The following is a 14412-nucleotide window of genomic DNA, read 5'->3' on the forward strand; positions in this document are numbered from 1 at the left end:
CCGACTCAGACCCCGTGCGGCTTGCGCAGGAAGTCCCCCCTGTCGACCGAACGCACCTTCAGTTCCCGGATCGCGCCACCCTTGAGCACTCGCAGGGGGATCTCGGCGCCCGCCGGTCCGGCCTTCCAGAGCTTGCGGTAGAAGTCCGCCTGGCCGCCGACCGCCTCCTCGCCGACGCCCACGATCACATCGCCGGGCGCGAGCCCGGCCTGTTCGGCCGGCCCGCCCGGCGTGACCCGCGCCACCATCAGGTTGCCGCGCACCGACTCGGTCGACACGCCGAGCCAGGGCCGGGCCGGGCCCGGGCGCTTGCCTTCGGCGAGCAGGGTGTCGAGCACCGGCTTGATCAGCCCCACCGGCACGAAGAGATTGCCGGGCACCGCATTGCGTCCCGGCGGCGCCGCGTCGTTGACGATCAGCGACCCGATCCCGACCAGCCTGCCGTCCGGGGCGATCAGCGCCGCCCCGCTCCAGTTGTTCACCGGCGGAAAGGTGAACAGCGGCCTCTCGAGCAGGTACTCCCAGGTTCCCGAGAAGGGCTTGCGCGACAGCACGACCAGCTCGGTGGCGATCGGCTCGCCATGGCCGAGCGTGAGCACCTGCGCGCCCTCGGCCACCGCGTCCGAGTCGCCGAGCTCGAGCGGCGCGCCGTCGAGCGGCAAGGCGGTGCGCACGATGCCGAAGCCGCTTGCCGGATCCTGGGCCGCCACGCTCGCCGGGATCCTGCGGCCCGATGCGGTGACCACCTCCACCTCGTCGGCCTCCAGCAGCAGGTAGCCGATCGTCAGCACGGTGGACGGGCCGATGATCACGCCGGAGCCGCTGCGCCGCAGGCCGAGGGAAGCGACAGTCTCCCCGTCGCGCACCGCGGTGGTCCGGATCTGGACCACGCTGCCGACGAACTGGCGCAGGTCGACGGCCGGCGCCGCCTGGGGCACGGGGTCGGCCGGCGCCGATGGCGCTGCCCGGGGCGCCTGCTCCGGCTCCATGGGACGCTGCAGATCGGGGGGTAGCGAAGGCTCCGGCCCAAGCTCCCCGGCGGTGATCCCGGGCCCGCCGAGCGCCCCGCCCACCCACAGGGCGAGCGCCAGCGCGGCGGAAAGCGCGCGAGAACGAACCGACGCGAGCGGGGCGCCGTTGCGGCAGGCAGAAGGCACAGGCAGCATCTCGAAATCCCGGGTTCGATCGGTTGTCGCGATCCTCGAAGCATTCTTTCACGCGCGGGTGTTGTTGCGGCGCGGTATTCCGGCTTGACCCGTTTTCCGCCGGCAGGCTAGAATCGACAGTCTTTGTCCGCTGCAAACCGCTGCAAGCCTAGCAAGATGTTCACCGCGGTCGGTCTGCAAGTCGTCGTCGTTGCCGTGCTGGCCCTTGTCGCCGGCGGGGTCTGGGGGATGGAAGTCGCCCTGTCCCTGGTGTTCGGCGGCGCAGCGGCCATCGTCCCGAACGCGCTGTTCGCGTTGCGTCTGGCCACGAACCGGGGGCGATCGTCGGAGTCTTATCCGGTGGTCTTCTTCCTGGGCGAGATCGTCAAGATCGGCCTGACCGTCGCGCTGCTCGTCTGGGCCGCGACCTCCCTGCCGCAGCTGCAATGGCCGCCGCTGCTCGCCGGGCTGATCGCGGCGCTGAAGGCGCCGTTCCTGCTGCCCCTGGTGGTTCGCGGGAAGCCCGCCGAAGGCGCGGCCGATGGCTCCGGCAAAGGGCAGGAATCGAATCCGACGCAACCAGGCCTCAACCGCCAATAACAGAGATCCGGTAACCGACATGGCTGCAGGCGCCAACGCACCCACCGCGTCCGAATACATCGTCCACCATCTGGCGCACCTGAACACTTCGGGTTCGGCCCAGAAGAACATCGTCGATTTCTCGATCATCAACATCGACACCGTCTTCTGGTCGGTGGCGCTCGGTGCCCTGATGTGCTTCTTCATGTACCGCGCGGCGCGCATGGTGCAGGTGGGCGCCCCGGGCCGCTTCGTCGGCGCGGTCGAGTCGCTGGTCGAGTTCGTCCACGAGCAGGCCCGCAGCATCGTCCACGGCGACATCCGGATGATCGCGCCGCTCGCGCTCACCGCCTTCGTCTGGATCGTCCTGATGAACGCGATGGACCTGCTGCCGGTCGACCTGCTGCCGCGCCTCGGCGAGATGGTCGGCATCCACTACATGCGGGTCGTGCCCACCGCCGACCTGAACGGCACGCTGTCGATGTCCATCGTCGTGCTGGGCGCGTCGATCTACTACGGCATCAAGGTCAAGCACCCGGGCGGCTTCGTCAAGGAGCTGTTCTCGGCGCCCTTCGGCGCGAACGTCTTCGTGGCGCCGTTCAACTTCATCCTCAACCTGATCGAGTACGCGGCCAAGACCGTCTCGCTCGGGATGCGACTGTTCGGGAACATGTTCGCCGGCGAGCTGGTGTTCATGCTGATCGCACTGCTCGGCGGCGCTGCCACCTGGTGGACCTTCGGGCTGCATTTCCTGACCGGCCTCGGCTGGGCGATCTTCCACATCCTGATCATCACGCTTCAGGGCTTCATCTTCATGATGCTCACGCTCGTCTACATCGGGCAGGCTCACGAAGGCCACTGATCCCGTTCGTTCCATCGTTCCCAAACCACTCTTACCTACCTACTCAGGAGTAATCATGACCAACGTTGCTCTCGTCGCCCTCGCTTGCGGTTTGATCATCAGCCTCGGCGCGCTCGGCGCCTGCCTCGGCATCGGCATGATGGGTGGCAAGTACATCGAAGCGGCTGCCCGCCAGCCCGAGCTGATGGACAAGCTGCAGACCAAGATGTTCCTGCTGGCCGGCCTGATCGACGCCGCCTTCCTGATCGGTGTCGGTATCGCGATGCTGTTCGCCTTCGCCAACCCGTTCGTTGGCTGAACAGCGCAGATCCCGTCAACCGACTGAAGGAGGACCGTCGTGAATCTGAACGCGACGCTCATCGTCCAGATCGTCGTCTTCCTCGCGCTGTGGTGGTTCACCGCCAAGTTCGTGTGGCCGCCGATCACCAAGGCGCTCGACGAACGCTCCAGGCGGATCGCCGAAGGCCTCGCGGCCGCCGACAAGGCCCGGTCCGAACTCGCTGCCGCCGAGAAGCGCGTCGAGCAGGAGCTTAAGACGGCCCGTGCGGGCGCGGCCGAAGTCCGCGGCTCCGCCGAGAAGCAGGCCGCCGGCATCGTCGACAAGGCCCGCGAGGAAGCCAACGCGATCGTCGCGGCGGCCCGCAAGTCGGCCGAGGAAGAAGCGGCGCTTGCGGCCCAGAAGGCGCGCGAGCAGCTGCGCGAGCAGGTTGCCCAGCTGGCCGTCGCCGGTGCCGAGCGCATCCTGCGCAAGGAAATCGACGCCAGCCGGCATGCCGAGCTTCTGAACAACCTGAAGAACGAGCTGCGCTGACATGGCCGAGTCGCTGACGATCGCCCGGCCCTACGCCGAGGCCGCTTTCAAGCTGGCGCGCGAACTGAACGCGCTGCCGTCGTGGTCCGAAGCGCTCGGCCGGCTGGCCGTCGTGGCCGGCACCGAGGTGGCCCGCGAGCTGGTCGGCAATCCCAGGCTCACCACCGAACAGGTGGCCGGCCTGATCGCCGACTCCGCGGGCAAGCTCTCCGCCGAGCAGGCCAACTTCGTGCGCGTGCTGGCCGGGAACGAGCGGCTTACGGTCCTCCCCGAGATCGCCGACGCGTTCGAGGCCCTGCGCAACGCGCACGAGGGCGTGGTCGACGCGCAGGTCTCGTCGGCCTATCCGCTCGCCGACGACCAGCTCGCCGATATCGTCGCGACGCTCGAGCAGAAGTACGCCAGCAAGGTGAAGGCCACGGTGCACGTCGAGCCCGATCTGATCGGCGGCGTGTCGATCCGCATCGGCGACGAAGTGATCGACGCCTCGGTCCGGGGCAAGCTGGCCCAGATGGCCAGCGCGATGAAGCTTTAAGGAACACAGGGGAATCTCATGCAACTGAATCCGGCCGAGATCAGCGAACTGCTGAAGAGCAAGATCCAGAACCTGGAAGTCGGTGCCGACACCCGCAACCAGGGTTCGGTCGTGTCCGTCACCGACGGCATCTGCCGCATCCACGGCCTGTCCGACGTGATGCAGGGCGAGATGATCGAGTTCCCGGCGGGCCCGGACGGCGTGGCCAGCTACGGCCTCGCGCTGAACCTCGAGCGCGACTCGGTCGGCTCGGTGGTGCTCGGCGCCTACGAGCACATCTCCGAGGGCATGACCGTCAAGGCCACCGGCCGAATCCTCGAGGTGCCGGTCGGCCCCGAGCTGCTGGGCCGCGTGGTGAACTCGCTGGGCCAGCCCATCGACGGCAAGGGTCCGGTCAACGCGAAGATGACCGACGTCATCGAGAAAGTGGCGCCCGGCGTCATCGCGCGCAAGTCGGTGTCGCAGCCGGTGCAGACCGGCCTGAAGGCCATCGACGCGATGGTGCCGATCGGCCGCGGCCAGCGCGAGCTGATCATCGGCGACCGCCAGACCGGCAAGACCGCGGTGGCCGTCGACACGATCATCAACCAGAAGGGCAAGGGCGTCTACTGCGTCTACGTCGCGATCGGCCAGAAGGCCTCCACCGTCGCCAACGTCGTGCGCAAGCTCGAGGAAACCGGCGCGATGGCCTACACCATCGTGGTCGCGTCCACCGCTTCCGAATCGGCCGCGATGCAGTACATCGCCGCCTACTCGGGCTGCACGATGGGCGAGTACTTCCGCGACCGCGGCGAAGACGCGCTGATCGTCTACGACGACCTCTCCAAGCAGGCCGTGGCCTATCGCCAGGTCTCGCTGCTGCTGCGCCGCCCGCCGGGCCGCGAAGCCTTCCCCGGCGACGTGTTCTATCTCCACAGCCGCCTGCTCGAGCGCGCCGCGCGAGTGAACGAGGATTACGTCGAGAAGTTCACCAAGGGCGAGGTCAAGGGCAAGACCGGCTCGCTGACCGCGCTGCCGATCATCGAGACGCAGGCCGGCGACGTGTCCGCCTTCGTTCCGACGAACGTCATCTCGATCACCGACGGCCAGATCTTCCTGGAAACCGACCTGTTCAACGCCGGCATCCGTCCCGCGATCAACGCCGGCATCTCGGTGTCGCGAGTCGGCGGCGCCGCGCAGACCGACATCATCAAGAAGCTTGGCGGCGGCGTGCGTCTCGCGCTGGCCCAGTTCCGCGAGCTGGCGGCCTTCGCCCAGTTCGCCTCGGACCTCGACGACGCGACCCGCCGCCAGCTCGAGCGCGGCCGCCTGGTCACCGAGCTGATGAAGCAGCCGCAGTACCAGCCCCTGCAGGTCTGGGAGATGGCGCTCACGCTGTTCGCGGTGAACAACGGCTATTTCGACGACATCGACGTGGCCAAGGCGCTGGACGCCGAGCGCGCGCTGCGCGAGCACATGCGCTCGAAGTTCGCGTCGCTGGTCAAGACCATCGAGGACACGCCCAAGCTCACGAAGGAAGTCGAGGCGCAGCTTCACGAAGTCGTCAAGGACTTCAAGAAGAACGGCGCGTACTGAGCGCCTCGCGCCCAGGACCCGTTGAACCGCAGCGTCCTTCCGAGGAACCGAGATGGCCGGCAGTAAAGAGATCCGGACGAAGATCAAGAGCGTCCAGAACACGCGCAAGATCACGAAGGCGATGGAGATGGTCGCCGCATCCAAGATGCGCAAGGCGCAGGACCGGATGCGGCATTCGCGCCCCTATGCCGACAAGGTGCGCAACATCGCTGCGCACCTGGCCGGGGCCAACCCGGACTACCAGCATCCCTTCCTCGTGCGCCGCGACACGGTGAAGAAGGCCGGCATCATCGTCGTGAGCACCGACAAGGGCCTGTGCGGCGGCCTGAACACCAACGTGCTCCGGCTGGTCACCAACCAGCTGCGCGAGCTCGAGCGGCAGGGCGTCCAGGTCGAGGCCTCGGCGATCGGCAACAAGGGCTTCGGCTTCCTGTCGCGGATCGGCGCCAGGATCGTCTCGCACGTCGTGCAGCTCGGCGACACGCCGCATCTCGAGAAGCTGATCGGCCCTGTCAAGATCCTGCTCGACGCCTACGCGGCTGGCGAGATCGACGTGGTGTACATCGGCTACACCCGCTTCATCAACACGATGAAGCAGGAGCCGGTGCTCGAGCAGCTGCTTCCGCTGTCGGCCGACCGGCTGCAGGAAGAGTCGCCCGAGTACGCATGGGACTACATCTACGAGCCCGACGCGCAGACCGTGCTCGACGAGCTGCTGCTGCGCTACGTCGAGTCGCTGGTCTACCAGGCGGTGGCCGAGAACATGGCCTCCGAGCAGAGCGCCCGGATGGTGGCGATGAAGGCGGCGTCGGACAACGCCAAGAAGGTGATCGACGATCTCCAGCTGTCCTACAACAAGGCGCGGCAGGCGGCGATCACCAAGGAGCTGTCCGAGATCGTCGGCGGCGCGGCAGCGGTCTGATCCGCAGGCCGCTCCCGGCATCCCGACCGAATTTTCGCGAACACGAACGCATTTCAGACATTTTCAAGGCGAGCAAAAGATGGCACAGGGTCAAATCGTTCAGTGCATCGGCGCCGTGGTGGACATTCAGTTTCCGCGCGAGGCGATGCCCAAGGTCTACGACGCACTGGTGCTGGAAGACAGCGCTGAAAACAGCCTGGCCGAGAAGGGCCTGACCTTCGAGGTCCAGCAGCAGATCGGCGATGGCGTCGTGCGCACGATCGCGATGGGTTCGTCCGACGGCCTGCGTCGCGGCATGAAGGTCGCCAGCACCGGCGCCCCCATCTCGGTGCCGGTCGGCGCCGCCACGCTGGGCCGCATCATGGACGTGCTGGGTCGCCCGATCGACGAGGCCGGCCCGATCGCCACCGACGAGCGTCGCGCGATCCACCAGCCCGCGCCGAGCTTCGAGGAGCTCAAGCCCTCGGTCGAGCTGCTGCCCACCGGCATCAAGGTCATCGACCTGATCTGCCCCTTCGCCAAGGGCGGCAAGATCGGCCTGTTCGGCGGCGCCGGCGTCGGCAAGACCGTCAACATGATGGAGCTGATCAACAACATCGCGAAGAGCTACGGCGGCTACTCGGTGTTCGCCGGCGTCGGCGAGCGCACCCGCGAGGGCAACGACTTCTACCACGAGATGGAAGAGTCGAAGGTCCTCGACAAGGTCGCGATGGTCTTCGGCCAGATGAACGAGCCCCCGGGCAACCGCCTGCGCGTCGCGCTGACCGGCCTGTCGATGGCCGAGAAGTTCCGCGACGAAGGCCGCGACATCCTGTTCTTCATCGACAACATCTACCGCTACACGCTGGCCGGCACCGAGGTCTCGGCGCTGCTGGGCCGGATGCCGTCGGCGGTGGGTTACCAGCCCACGCTGGCCGAGGAGATGGGTCGCCTGCAGGAGCGGATCACGTCGACCAAGACCGGCTCGATCACCTCGATCCAGGCCGTGTACGTTCCTGCGGACGACCTGACCGACCCGTCGCCGGCCACCACCTTCGGCCACCTCGACGCCACGGTCGTGCTGTCGCGCGACATCGCCGCGCTGGGCATCTACCCGGCGGTCGACCCGCTCGACTCCACGTCCCGCCAGCTCGACCCGCACATCATCGGCGAAGAGCACTACAACACGACCCGCAAGGTCCAGGCCACGCTGCAGCGCTACAAGGAGCTGCGCGACATCATCGCCATTCTCGGCATGGACGAGCTCTCGCCCGAGGACAAGCTGGCGGTGGCCCGCGCGCGGAAGATCCAGCGCTTCCTGTCGCAGCCGTTCAACGTGGCGGAAGTCTTCACCGGCTCGCCCGGCAAGATCGTCGCGCTGAAGGACACCATCCGCGGCTTCCAGATGATCGTCAACGGCGAGTGCGACGCGCTGCCCGAGCAGGCCTTCTACATGGTCGGCACGATCGAAGAGGCCTTCGAGAAGGCGAAGACGCTCCAGTAAGGAGGCGCTCCATGAGCACCATTCACGTCGACGTCGTCAGCGCGGAAGCCTCGATCTTCGAGGGCAAGGCCGAGTTCGTGGTCCTGCCCGGCGAGGCGGGCGAGCTGGGGATCTATCCGCAGCACACCCCGCTGATCACCCGCATCCGCCCGGGCGCGGTGCGCATCAAGGTGCCGGGCCAGGCCGACGAGGAGTTCGTCTTCGTGGCCGGCGGCATCCTCGAGGTGCAGCCGAACCGGGTCACCGTGCTGGCCGACACCGCGATCCGCGGCCACGACCTCGACGAGGCCAAGGCGGTCGAGGCCCGCAAGGCCGCCGAAGAGGCGCTGGCCAACAAGAGCGGCGACATCGACTACGCGAAGGCCCAGGCCGAACTGGCCGCCGCCATCGCGCAGATCGCCGCGCTGCGCAAGTTCCGCAGCAAGAAGTGACCCCGCGGGCCGGGCAGCGCCCGGCGCCGCGCCGCTCCGCAAGGGCCCGCCATCGCGCGGGCTTCTTGTTTTCCGGCTCCCCACCGTTTCGCCACCCGGGCGTTTGCGCCCGGTATCATCGCCATCATGCAAAGCAAACCCAATATCGTCGTTTCATCCCTCGACCTGGACCGGCTCGAGGCCCTGCTGGCCGCCACCCCGGAGCGCGGCTTCCCGGGCAAGGCCGCCCTGCAGGCCGAGCTGGACCGCGCGGACGTGCGCGAACCCGCGGACATGCCCTCCGACGTCGTCACGATGAACTCCACGGTCCGTTTCCAGCTGCAGGACAGCGGCGAGAGCTTCGAGCAGACGCTGGTCTACCCGAAGGACGCGGACGGCAGCGGCGAGCGGATCTCGATCCTGGCCCCGGTCGGCAGCGCGCTGCTCGGCCTGAAGGTGGGCGACACCATCGAATGGCCCGGCCCTGGCGGCAAGCCGCTCGCGGTCCGGATCGTCGCGATCGTCTACCAGCCGGAGCGCGCCGGAGAGCTGCACCGCTGACCGGCCTCGCGGTCACGCGCGGGCGGGCGCGACCGCCTCTCTTCCCCTTCCACCGACAGGAGAACAAGCGATGGCAAACGAGGGCTACCACGAGCCGGTCGACGAGCTCAGCGACGAGACCCGCGACATGCACCGGGCAATCACCTCGCTGATGGAGGAACTCGAGGCAGTGGACTGGTACAACCAGCGGGTCGACGCCTGCAAGGACCCCGAGCTCAAGAAGATCCTCGAGCACAACCGCGACGAGGAGAAGGAGCACGCGGCCATGGTGCTCGAGTGGATCCGGCGCCGCGACAAGGTCATGGACAAGGAGTTGAAGGACTACCTCTTCACCGCGAAGAGCTTCCTCGACGACACGCACCACGACCACTGACGCGCCGACGGCGCCCAGCGCATCCCGCCAGCCCGACCCTTGTACGTCTTCGCCCCCGCCGATTGGGCCGCGCTCGCCGCCTGGCTCTGCGCGTGGCTCGGCTACGGCTTCTACGCCGAGCGGGTCGGCGACCGCAAGCCCAACCTGATGGCCTCGGTCGCCGCCTTCAGGCGCGTCTGGATGCGCGAGGCCTACCACCGCGACCCGCGCATCACCGACGTCGGCCTGATCGGCAACCTGATGCAGAGCGCGACCTTCTTCTCGTCGACCACGCTGCTGGTGCTCGGCGCCACGCTGGCCGTCCTGGGCACCGTCGAGCGCGGCGCCGAAGTGGTCGAGGTGATGCGCAATCTTCCGTTCGCCCAGCGCCTCACGCAGGAGATGCTCGAGTCCAAGCTGCTGGTGCTGATCTTCGTCTTCGTCTACGCCTTCTTCCGCTTCACCTGGTCGCTGCGCCAGTTCAACCTGGTCAACATCATGGTGGGCGCCTTCCCGGCCCGCCGCGAGGACCAGCTCCCCGACGACCCGCTGATCGTGACCGCCGGCCGGCTCAACGAGCTGGCCGGGCTCAACTTCACCCAGGGCCTGCGCGCCTACTACTACGCCATGCCGCTGCTGCTCTGGCTGATCGGCCCGACGCTGCTCGCGGCCGGCACCGCCATCACCACGCTGGTGCTGTACTACATGGAGTTCCGCTCGGCCACGGTGCGGGCCCTGGCCGACGACCGGAGTAGAATCCGCCCGTGAAACCGCTCGCCAACGACACCTTCCTGCGCGCGCTCCGGCGCGAACCGACCGACCACACCCCCGTCTGGCTGATGCGCCAGGCCGGTCGCTACCTGCCCGAGTACAACGCCACCCGCAAGCGGGCCGGCAGCTTCCTGAACCTCTGCAAGTCGCCCGAAATGGCCTGCGAGGTCACGCTGCAACCGCTCGAGCGCTACCCGCTCGACGCCGCCATCCTGTTCTCCGACATCCTGACCGTGCCCGACGCGATGGGCCTGGGCCTGTATTTCGCCGAAGGCGAGGGCCCGAAGTTCGAGCGCACCGTGCGCGACGAGGCGGCAGTGGCCAGGCTTGCGGTGCCCGATCCCGGCGCCGAGCTGCGCTACGTGACCGACGCCGTCCGCACGATCCGCCGCGCGCTCGACGGCCGGGTGCCGCTGATCGGCTTCTCCGGCAGCCCCTGGACGCTGGCCTGCTACATGGTCGAGGGCGGCGGCAGCTCGGATTTTCGGCAGATCAAGACGCTCCTCTACAAGCGCCCGGATCTGCTCGAGCGGATCCTGGCGGTCAATGCCCAGGCGGTCGCGGCCTACCTGAACGCCCAGATCGAAGCCGGCGCCCAGGCGGTCATGATCTTCGACTCCTGGGGCGGCGCGCTGGCCGACGGCGCCTTCCAGCGCTTCTCGCTGGCCTGGACCCGCAAGGTGGTCGAGCAGCTGGTGCGCGAGCGCGACGAGCCGGTCCTCGGTGCCGACGGCAGGGCCGCCGGCAGCCGCAAGGTGCCGGTGCCCGCCATCGTGTTCACCAAGGGCGGCGGCCTGTGGCTGGAGCAGATCGCCGACATCGGCTGCGATGCGGTCGGCGTCGACTGGACCGTCAACCTGGGCCAGGCCCGCGCCCGGGTCGGGACCCGCTGCGCGATCCAGGGCAATCTGGACCCGATGGCGCTGATGGCCGAGCCCGAGCAGGTCCGCGCCGAGGCCCGGGCGGTGCTCGACGCCTTCGGCACGCCGGGAGCCGGCACCGGCCACGTCTTCAATCTGGGCCACGGCATCTCGCAGTTCACGCCGCCGGACAACGTGTCGGTGCTGGTCGACGAGGTCCACCGCTACAGCCGCGAGCAGCGCCGTGGCGGCGCGCTCACGCCCGCGGTCTAGGCCGTTCGGCCGAGGCCGCCGCTCGCGCCCGACCGGCAGCGGCCGGCGGTGCCTGGCGGGCCGCGAAGGCCCGCCCTTGCTGGCTTCCAGCGCGGGCTCCCCCCGCGACTTATGCACAGTTGCGGCGCACAAGCCCGAATCGGCGCCCGAATCTGGCGCGAGCTGTCAAGCACATCGTAAGCCATTGATTTATAAGGGCTTGATCTTGACCAAAAAAAGGGCAAACCACCGCAAGCCACGGCCGATCAAGCATTTGCCGCCGATCCGGATAGATTTCCCACAGATTTATCCACAGCTTTTGTGCATGACCCCGAAAAGCGTTTGCCCTGCCGGTATTTGATGTCCGAACTTAAAGTACTGTCTCATGTACTAGGCCGAATGGACGGCTTCCGGAGCGTTCCGAAACCGGGCCTTCGAGCGCTGGGCCAACGCTGATCGCATGGCTTCGAGCATGGGTCCGGACACCATTCACCGCTACGCGCGCGTCGCGCTGGACCTACCCGCGTCCCAGCTCGGTGCGTCCTGGTTCGACTACGCGCTGGACCCCCAGGCCCAGCCGGCGATCGCGCCAGGCAGCTGGGTGCTGGTGCCCTGGGGCACGGGCAGGCGGGTGGGCTTGGTCGTGGCGCTGGCCACGCACAGCGACCTGGATCCGGCCCGCATCAAGACCCTCATCGGCCCGCTGCCCGACGCGCGACCGGCGCCCGAGCCGTGGCTGAAGCTCCTGCGCTTCGCTGCCGACTATTACCATCGCGGCCTGGGCGAGGTCGCGCTGCCTGCGGTGCCCAAGCTGCTGCGCACGCCGCCGGCGCCCAAGGCCCGAGCTTCGGTCTTCGGCCGTGCCCGGGCCCGCTTCGGTGCCGGCGGCGAGGCTGCGTCGCCTGCCGAGCCGCCCGAGCCGCCCGAGCCGCCCGAGCCGCCCGCGCCGCCCGCGCTCAATCCGGCCCAGCGCGAGGCGCTCGCAGTCCTGGAAGCGAGCACCGGCTTCAGCGTCACCTTGCTGCATGGCGTGACCGGCAGCGGCAAGACCGAGGTCTACCTGCACTGGCTGGCCACCGTGCTGGCGCGCGATCCCGCCTGCCAGGTGTTGCTGCTGGTGCCGGAAATCGCGCTCACGCCCCAGCTCGCCGCCCAGGTCGCCGCGCGCTTCCCCGCCGAGCGCCCGGCCATCCTGCACAGCGACCTGCCCGACGGCGATCGCGCCGCGCACTGGCTGGCGGCGGCCGAGGGCCGCGCACGGGTGGTCATCGGCACCCGGCTCGCGGTCCTTGCGCCCATGCCCCGGCTGGCCGCGATCGTGGTCGACGAGGAGCACGATCCCTCGTACAAGCAGCAGGAAGGCGTGCGCTATTCGGCCCGCGACCTGGCGATCGTGGCCGCCTCGCAGCGCGGCCTGCCGGTGTTGCTGGGCTCGGCCACGCCTTCGCTCGAGAGCTGGCTCGCGGTGCGCCGGGGCCGCTACCGGCTGGCCCGTTTGCCCGGCCGGATCGGCGATGCCGCGCTGCCCGAGCTCGAAGTCCTGGACCTGCGCCACAAGACCCTGCAGCACGAGCTGGCGCCCGCGGCGGTCGCCGCGATCCGCGACACGATCGCCCGCGGCGAGCAGGCGCTGGTCTTCATCAATCGGCGCGGCTATGCGCCGGTGCTCGGCTGTGACCAGTGCGGCTGGCTGAGCCGCTGCGCCGACTGCTCGGCGTATCGGGTGCTGCATCGCGCCGCCGGCGCGCAGCGCGCGGGTGTCGGCGCCTCGCGCGGCCCCGCCCGCTACCGACTGGTCTGCCATCACTGCGGCGGCGAGCAGCCGGTGCCGCGCGCCTGCCCCGAATGCGGCAACATCGACCTGAAAGGCCTGGGCCAGGGCACGCAGCGGCTCGAGGAAGGCCTGCTCGAGCTGTTCCCGGGTGCCCGCATCGCCCGGCTGGACCGCGACGTGGCCAGCCGCCGCGGCGCGGCGCAGAAGGTGCTCGACGCCGCCCACGCGGGCGAGGTCGACGTCCTGGTCGGCACCCAGATGCTGGCCAAGGGCCATGACTTCCGGCGGCTGTCGCTGGTGGTGGTGGTGGACTGCGACGGCGGGCTCTACGCGGCCGACTACCGCGCCCCCGAGCGCCTGTTCGCCACGCTGATGCAGGTGTCCGGCCGCGCCGGGCGCGACGCCCGAGCCAGCCGCGTGCTGCTGCAGACCCGCTTTCCCGAGCATCCCCTGTTCGCTTACCTGGCCCGCCACGACTACGACGGCTTCGCCGACCTGCAGCTGGCCGAGCGCGAGCAAGTGGGCCTGCCGCCCTGGCGCCACCAGGCTCTGCTGCGCGCCGAGGCAACGACGCAGGCCGCCGCACTGGCCTTCCTCGCGCAGGCGCGCGACGCGGGCCAGGCCTTGCTCGGCGACGATGCGGCCGTCACCCTGCTCGACCCGGTGCCGATGGCGATGAGCCGGCTGGCCGGGCGCGAGCGCGCGCAGCTGCTGATCGAGAGCGACGCCCGGCCGCCGCTTCACCGCTTCCTCGACGCCTGGCTGCCGCGGCTGCGCGAGCTGCCCGGCAACGCGCGCTGGGCGCTGGACGTCGACCCGGCCGAGATCTGAACGATTCCTCGCGCCGCTCGCGGGCGCGGCCTTGCTGTTCCGGGCCGACGCTCAGTGGCGCTCGGTCGCCGCCAGCATGCCGCCGATGCCTACGAAAGTGAGGCCGGTGATCCGGTTGAACCAGCGGCCATTGCGCGCGAGCCAGGGCGCGATGCGCTGCGCCAGCCCGGCCAACATCAGTTCGTAGACGAACTCGACCACCGCGAAGGTGCCTCCCATCACCGCGAGCTGCATCGCCCACGACGCCCCGGGCTCCATGAACTGCGGCAGGAAGGCCGCGAAGAAGATCAAGGCCTTCGGGTTCGACACCGCGACCAGGAAGCCTTCGCTGAAGAGGCGTCGGGGGCCGAAGTCGCCGGGTGCGCCGCCACCGCCCTGCGGCACGAGCGCGATCGCGGGCGCTTGCCAGGTCCGGATGCCCAGGTAGACGAGGTAGCCGGCGCCGACCCACTTCGCCGCGGTGAAGGCCTGCTCGGAGGCCGCCAGCAAGGCGCCCAGGCCGGCCAGCGACGCCCCGATCAGGAGCGTGAAACCGGCGACCCCGCCCAGCGCGGTGAAGACCGTGCGCCGCACGCCGAAGCGCACGCCGTGGGTCAGCGACAGCAGCCCGTTCGGGCCCGGCGTGAGCGACAGCCCGATCGCCGCCGCGCAGTAGACCAGCCAGAGGTCGAGGCTCATCTTTCCGGCTC

Annotated in this window: 16 protein-coding genes; 14 read left to right on the forward strand and 2 right to left on the reverse strand. The window is 69.1% G+C overall.

Annotation, left to right across the window (positions count from 1 at the left end; translation table 11 throughout):
• Nucleotides 1-5 precede the first annotated feature (5 nt).
• Nucleotides 6-989, reverse strand: a complete 984-nt coding sequence (locus tag FHP08_RS13815) for a S1C family serine protease (protein WP_147705053.1) — start codon at nt 987-989, stop codon at nt 6-8.
• Between the two features lie 333 nt (nt 990-1322).
• On the opposite strand from FHP08_RS13815, the gene FHP08_RS13820 reads away from it, so the two are divergent.
• The 14 genes from FHP08_RS13820 (at nt 1323) to FHP08_RS13885 (ending at nt 13723) form a co-directional block, all read left to right on the forward strand.
• Nucleotides 1323-1745, forward strand: coding sequence for an ATP synthase subunit I (locus FHP08_RS13820; RefSeq protein ID WP_147705054.1), 423 nt, complete (start codon nt 1323-1325; stop codon nt 1743-1745).
• Between the two features lie 19 nt (nt 1746-1764).
• Nucleotides 1765-2586 (forward strand): F0F1 ATP synthase subunit A, encoded by an 822-nt coding sequence (atpB, locus tag FHP08_RS13825; protein ID WP_147705055.1) that lies wholly within the window; start codon nt 1765-1767, stop codon nt 2584-2586.
• Between the two features lie 55 nt (nt 2587-2641).
• On the forward strand, nt 2642-2884 hold the full coding sequence (gene atpE, locus FHP08_RS13830) for a F0F1 ATP synthase subunit C (RefSeq protein ID WP_147705056.1): 243 nt from the start codon (nt 2642-2644) through the stop codon (nt 2882-2884).
• 39 nt (nt 2885-2923) lie between these two features.
• Entirely contained in the window at nt 2924-3397 is a 474-nt protein-coding gene (locus FHP08_RS13835; protein ID WP_147705057.1) for a F0F1 ATP synthase subunit B, read from the forward strand.
• A 1-nt stretch (nt 3398) separates the two neighbouring features.
• A complete protein-coding gene (locus tag FHP08_RS13840; protein WP_147705058.1) occupies nt 3399-3932 on the forward strand; it encodes a F0F1 ATP synthase subunit delta in 534 nt (177 codons plus the stop codon).
• Nucleotides 3933-3950: 18 nt separating this feature from the next.
• Nucleotides 3951-5507, forward strand: a complete 1557-nt coding sequence (atpA, locus tag FHP08_RS13845; RefSeq protein WP_147705059.1) for a F0F1 ATP synthase subunit alpha — start codon at nt 3951-3953, stop codon at nt 5505-5507.
• Between the two features lie 52 nt (nt 5508-5559).
• Nucleotides 5560-6429, forward strand: coding sequence for a F0F1 ATP synthase subunit gamma (gene atpG, locus FHP08_RS13850; RefSeq protein WP_147705060.1), 870 nt, complete (start codon nt 5560-5562; stop codon nt 6427-6429).
• A gap of 79 nt (nt 6430-6508) precedes the next feature.
• Nucleotides 6509-7912 carry a F0F1 ATP synthase subunit beta gene (gene atpD, locus FHP08_RS13855; protein ID WP_147705061.1) on the forward strand — a complete coding sequence of 468 codons (1404 nt, stop codon included), beginning with the start codon at nt 6509-6511 and terminating at the stop codon, nt 7910-7912.
• Nucleotides 7913-7923: 11 nt separating this feature from the next.
• Nucleotides 7924-8343, forward strand: coding sequence for a F0F1 ATP synthase subunit epsilon (locus tag FHP08_RS13860; protein ID WP_147705062.1), 420 nt, complete (start codon nt 7924-7926; stop codon nt 8341-8343).
• Nucleotides 8344-8469: 126 nt separating this feature from the next.
• Entirely contained in the window at nt 8470-8883 is a 414-nt protein-coding gene (gene rnk / locus FHP08_RS13865) for a nucleoside diphosphate kinase regulator (protein ID WP_147705063.1), read from the forward strand.
• A gap of 70 nt (nt 8884-8953) precedes the next feature.
• Nucleotides 8954-9256, forward strand: a complete 303-nt coding sequence (locus tag FHP08_RS13870) for an encapsulin-associated ferritin-like protein (protein ID WP_147705064.1) — start codon at nt 8954-8956, stop codon at nt 9254-9256.
• A gap of 39 nt (nt 9257-9295) precedes the next feature.
• A complete protein-coding gene (locus tag FHP08_RS13875) occupies nt 9296-10003 on the forward strand; it encodes a DUF599 domain-containing protein (RefSeq protein ID WP_187272302.1) in 708 nt (235 codons plus the stop codon).
• Nucleotides 10000-11139, forward strand: a complete 1140-nt coding sequence (gene hemE / locus FHP08_RS13880; RefSeq protein WP_147705066.1) for a uroporphyrinogen decarboxylase — start codon at nt 10000-10002, stop codon at nt 11137-11139. Before FHP08_RS13875 ends, hemE begins: the two co-directional genes overlap by 4 nt.
• A 451-nt stretch (nt 11140-11590) precedes the next feature.
• Nucleotides 11591-13723: a primosomal protein N' gene (locus FHP08_RS13885; RefSeq protein WP_147705067.1), complete on the forward strand. Its 2133-nt coding sequence runs from the start codon at nt 11591-11593 to the stop codon at nt 13721-13723.
• 51 nt (nt 13724-13774) lie between these two features.
• Here the strand turns inward: FHP08_RS13885 and FHP08_RS13890 are convergent, their stop codons facing one another.
• On the reverse strand, nt 13775-14401 hold the full coding sequence (locus FHP08_RS13890) for a LysE family translocator (RefSeq protein ID WP_147705068.1): 627 nt from the start codon (nt 14399-14401) through the stop codon (nt 13775-13777).
• Between the last annotated feature and the right edge of the window lie 11 nt (nt 14402-14412).

This window comes from Zeimonas arvi, from assembly GCF_008039575.1.
In the GTDB taxonomy this organism is placed as follows: Bacteria; Pseudomonadota; Gammaproteobacteria; order Burkholderiales; family Burkholderiaceae_E; genus Zeimonas; species Zeimonas arvi.

Excerpts from the sequence above, each read along its gene's own strand:
- FHP08_RS13815 (WP_147705053.1), bottom strand. The coding sequence starts at position 989 with ATGGAGCCGGAGCAGGCGCCCCGGGCAGCGCCATCGGCGCCGGCCGAC.
- FHP08_RS13820 (WP_147705054.1), top strand. The coding sequence starts at position 1,323 with ATGTTCACCGCGGTCGGTCTGCAAGTCGTCGTCGTTGCCGTGCTGGCC.
- atpB (WP_147705055.1), top strand. The coding sequence starts at position 1,765 with ATGGCTGCAGGCGCCAACGCACCCACCGCGTCCGAATACATCGTCCAC.
- atpE (WP_147705056.1), top strand. The coding sequence starts at position 2,642 with ATGACCAACGTTGCTCTCGTCGCCCTCGCTTGCGGTTTGATCATCAGC.
- FHP08_RS13840 (WP_147705058.1), top strand. The coding sequence starts at position 3,399 with ATGGCCGAGTCGCTGACGATCGCCCGGCCCTACGCCGAGGCCGCTTTC.
- atpA (WP_147705059.1), top strand. The coding sequence starts at position 3,951 with ATGCAACTGAATCCGGCCGAGATCAGCGAACTGCTGAAGAGCAAGATC.
- atpG (WP_147705060.1), top strand. The coding sequence starts at position 5,560 with ATGGCCGGCAGTAAAGAGATCCGGACGAAGATCAAGAGCGTCCAGAAC.
- atpD (WP_147705061.1), top strand. The coding sequence starts at position 6,509 with ATGGCACAGGGTCAAATCGTTCAGTGCATCGGCGCCGTGGTGGACATT.
- FHP08_RS13860 (WP_147705062.1), top strand. The coding sequence starts at position 7,924 with ATGAGCACCATTCACGTCGACGTCGTCAGCGCGGAAGCCTCGATCTTC.
- rnk (WP_147705063.1), top strand. The coding sequence starts at position 8,470 with ATGCAAAGCAAACCCAATATCGTCGTTTCATCCCTCGACCTGGACCGG.
- FHP08_RS13870 (WP_147705064.1), top strand. The coding sequence starts at position 8,954 with ATGGCAAACGAGGGCTACCACGAGCCGGTCGACGAGCTCAGCGACGAG.
- FHP08_RS13885 (WP_147705067.1), top strand. The coding sequence starts at position 11,591 with ATGGGTCCGGACACCATTCACCGCTACGCGCGCGTCGCGCTGGACCTA.
- FHP08_RS13890 (WP_147705068.1), bottom strand. The coding sequence starts at position 14,401 with ATGAGCCTCGACCTCTGGCTGGTCTACTGCGCGGCGGCGATCGGGCTG.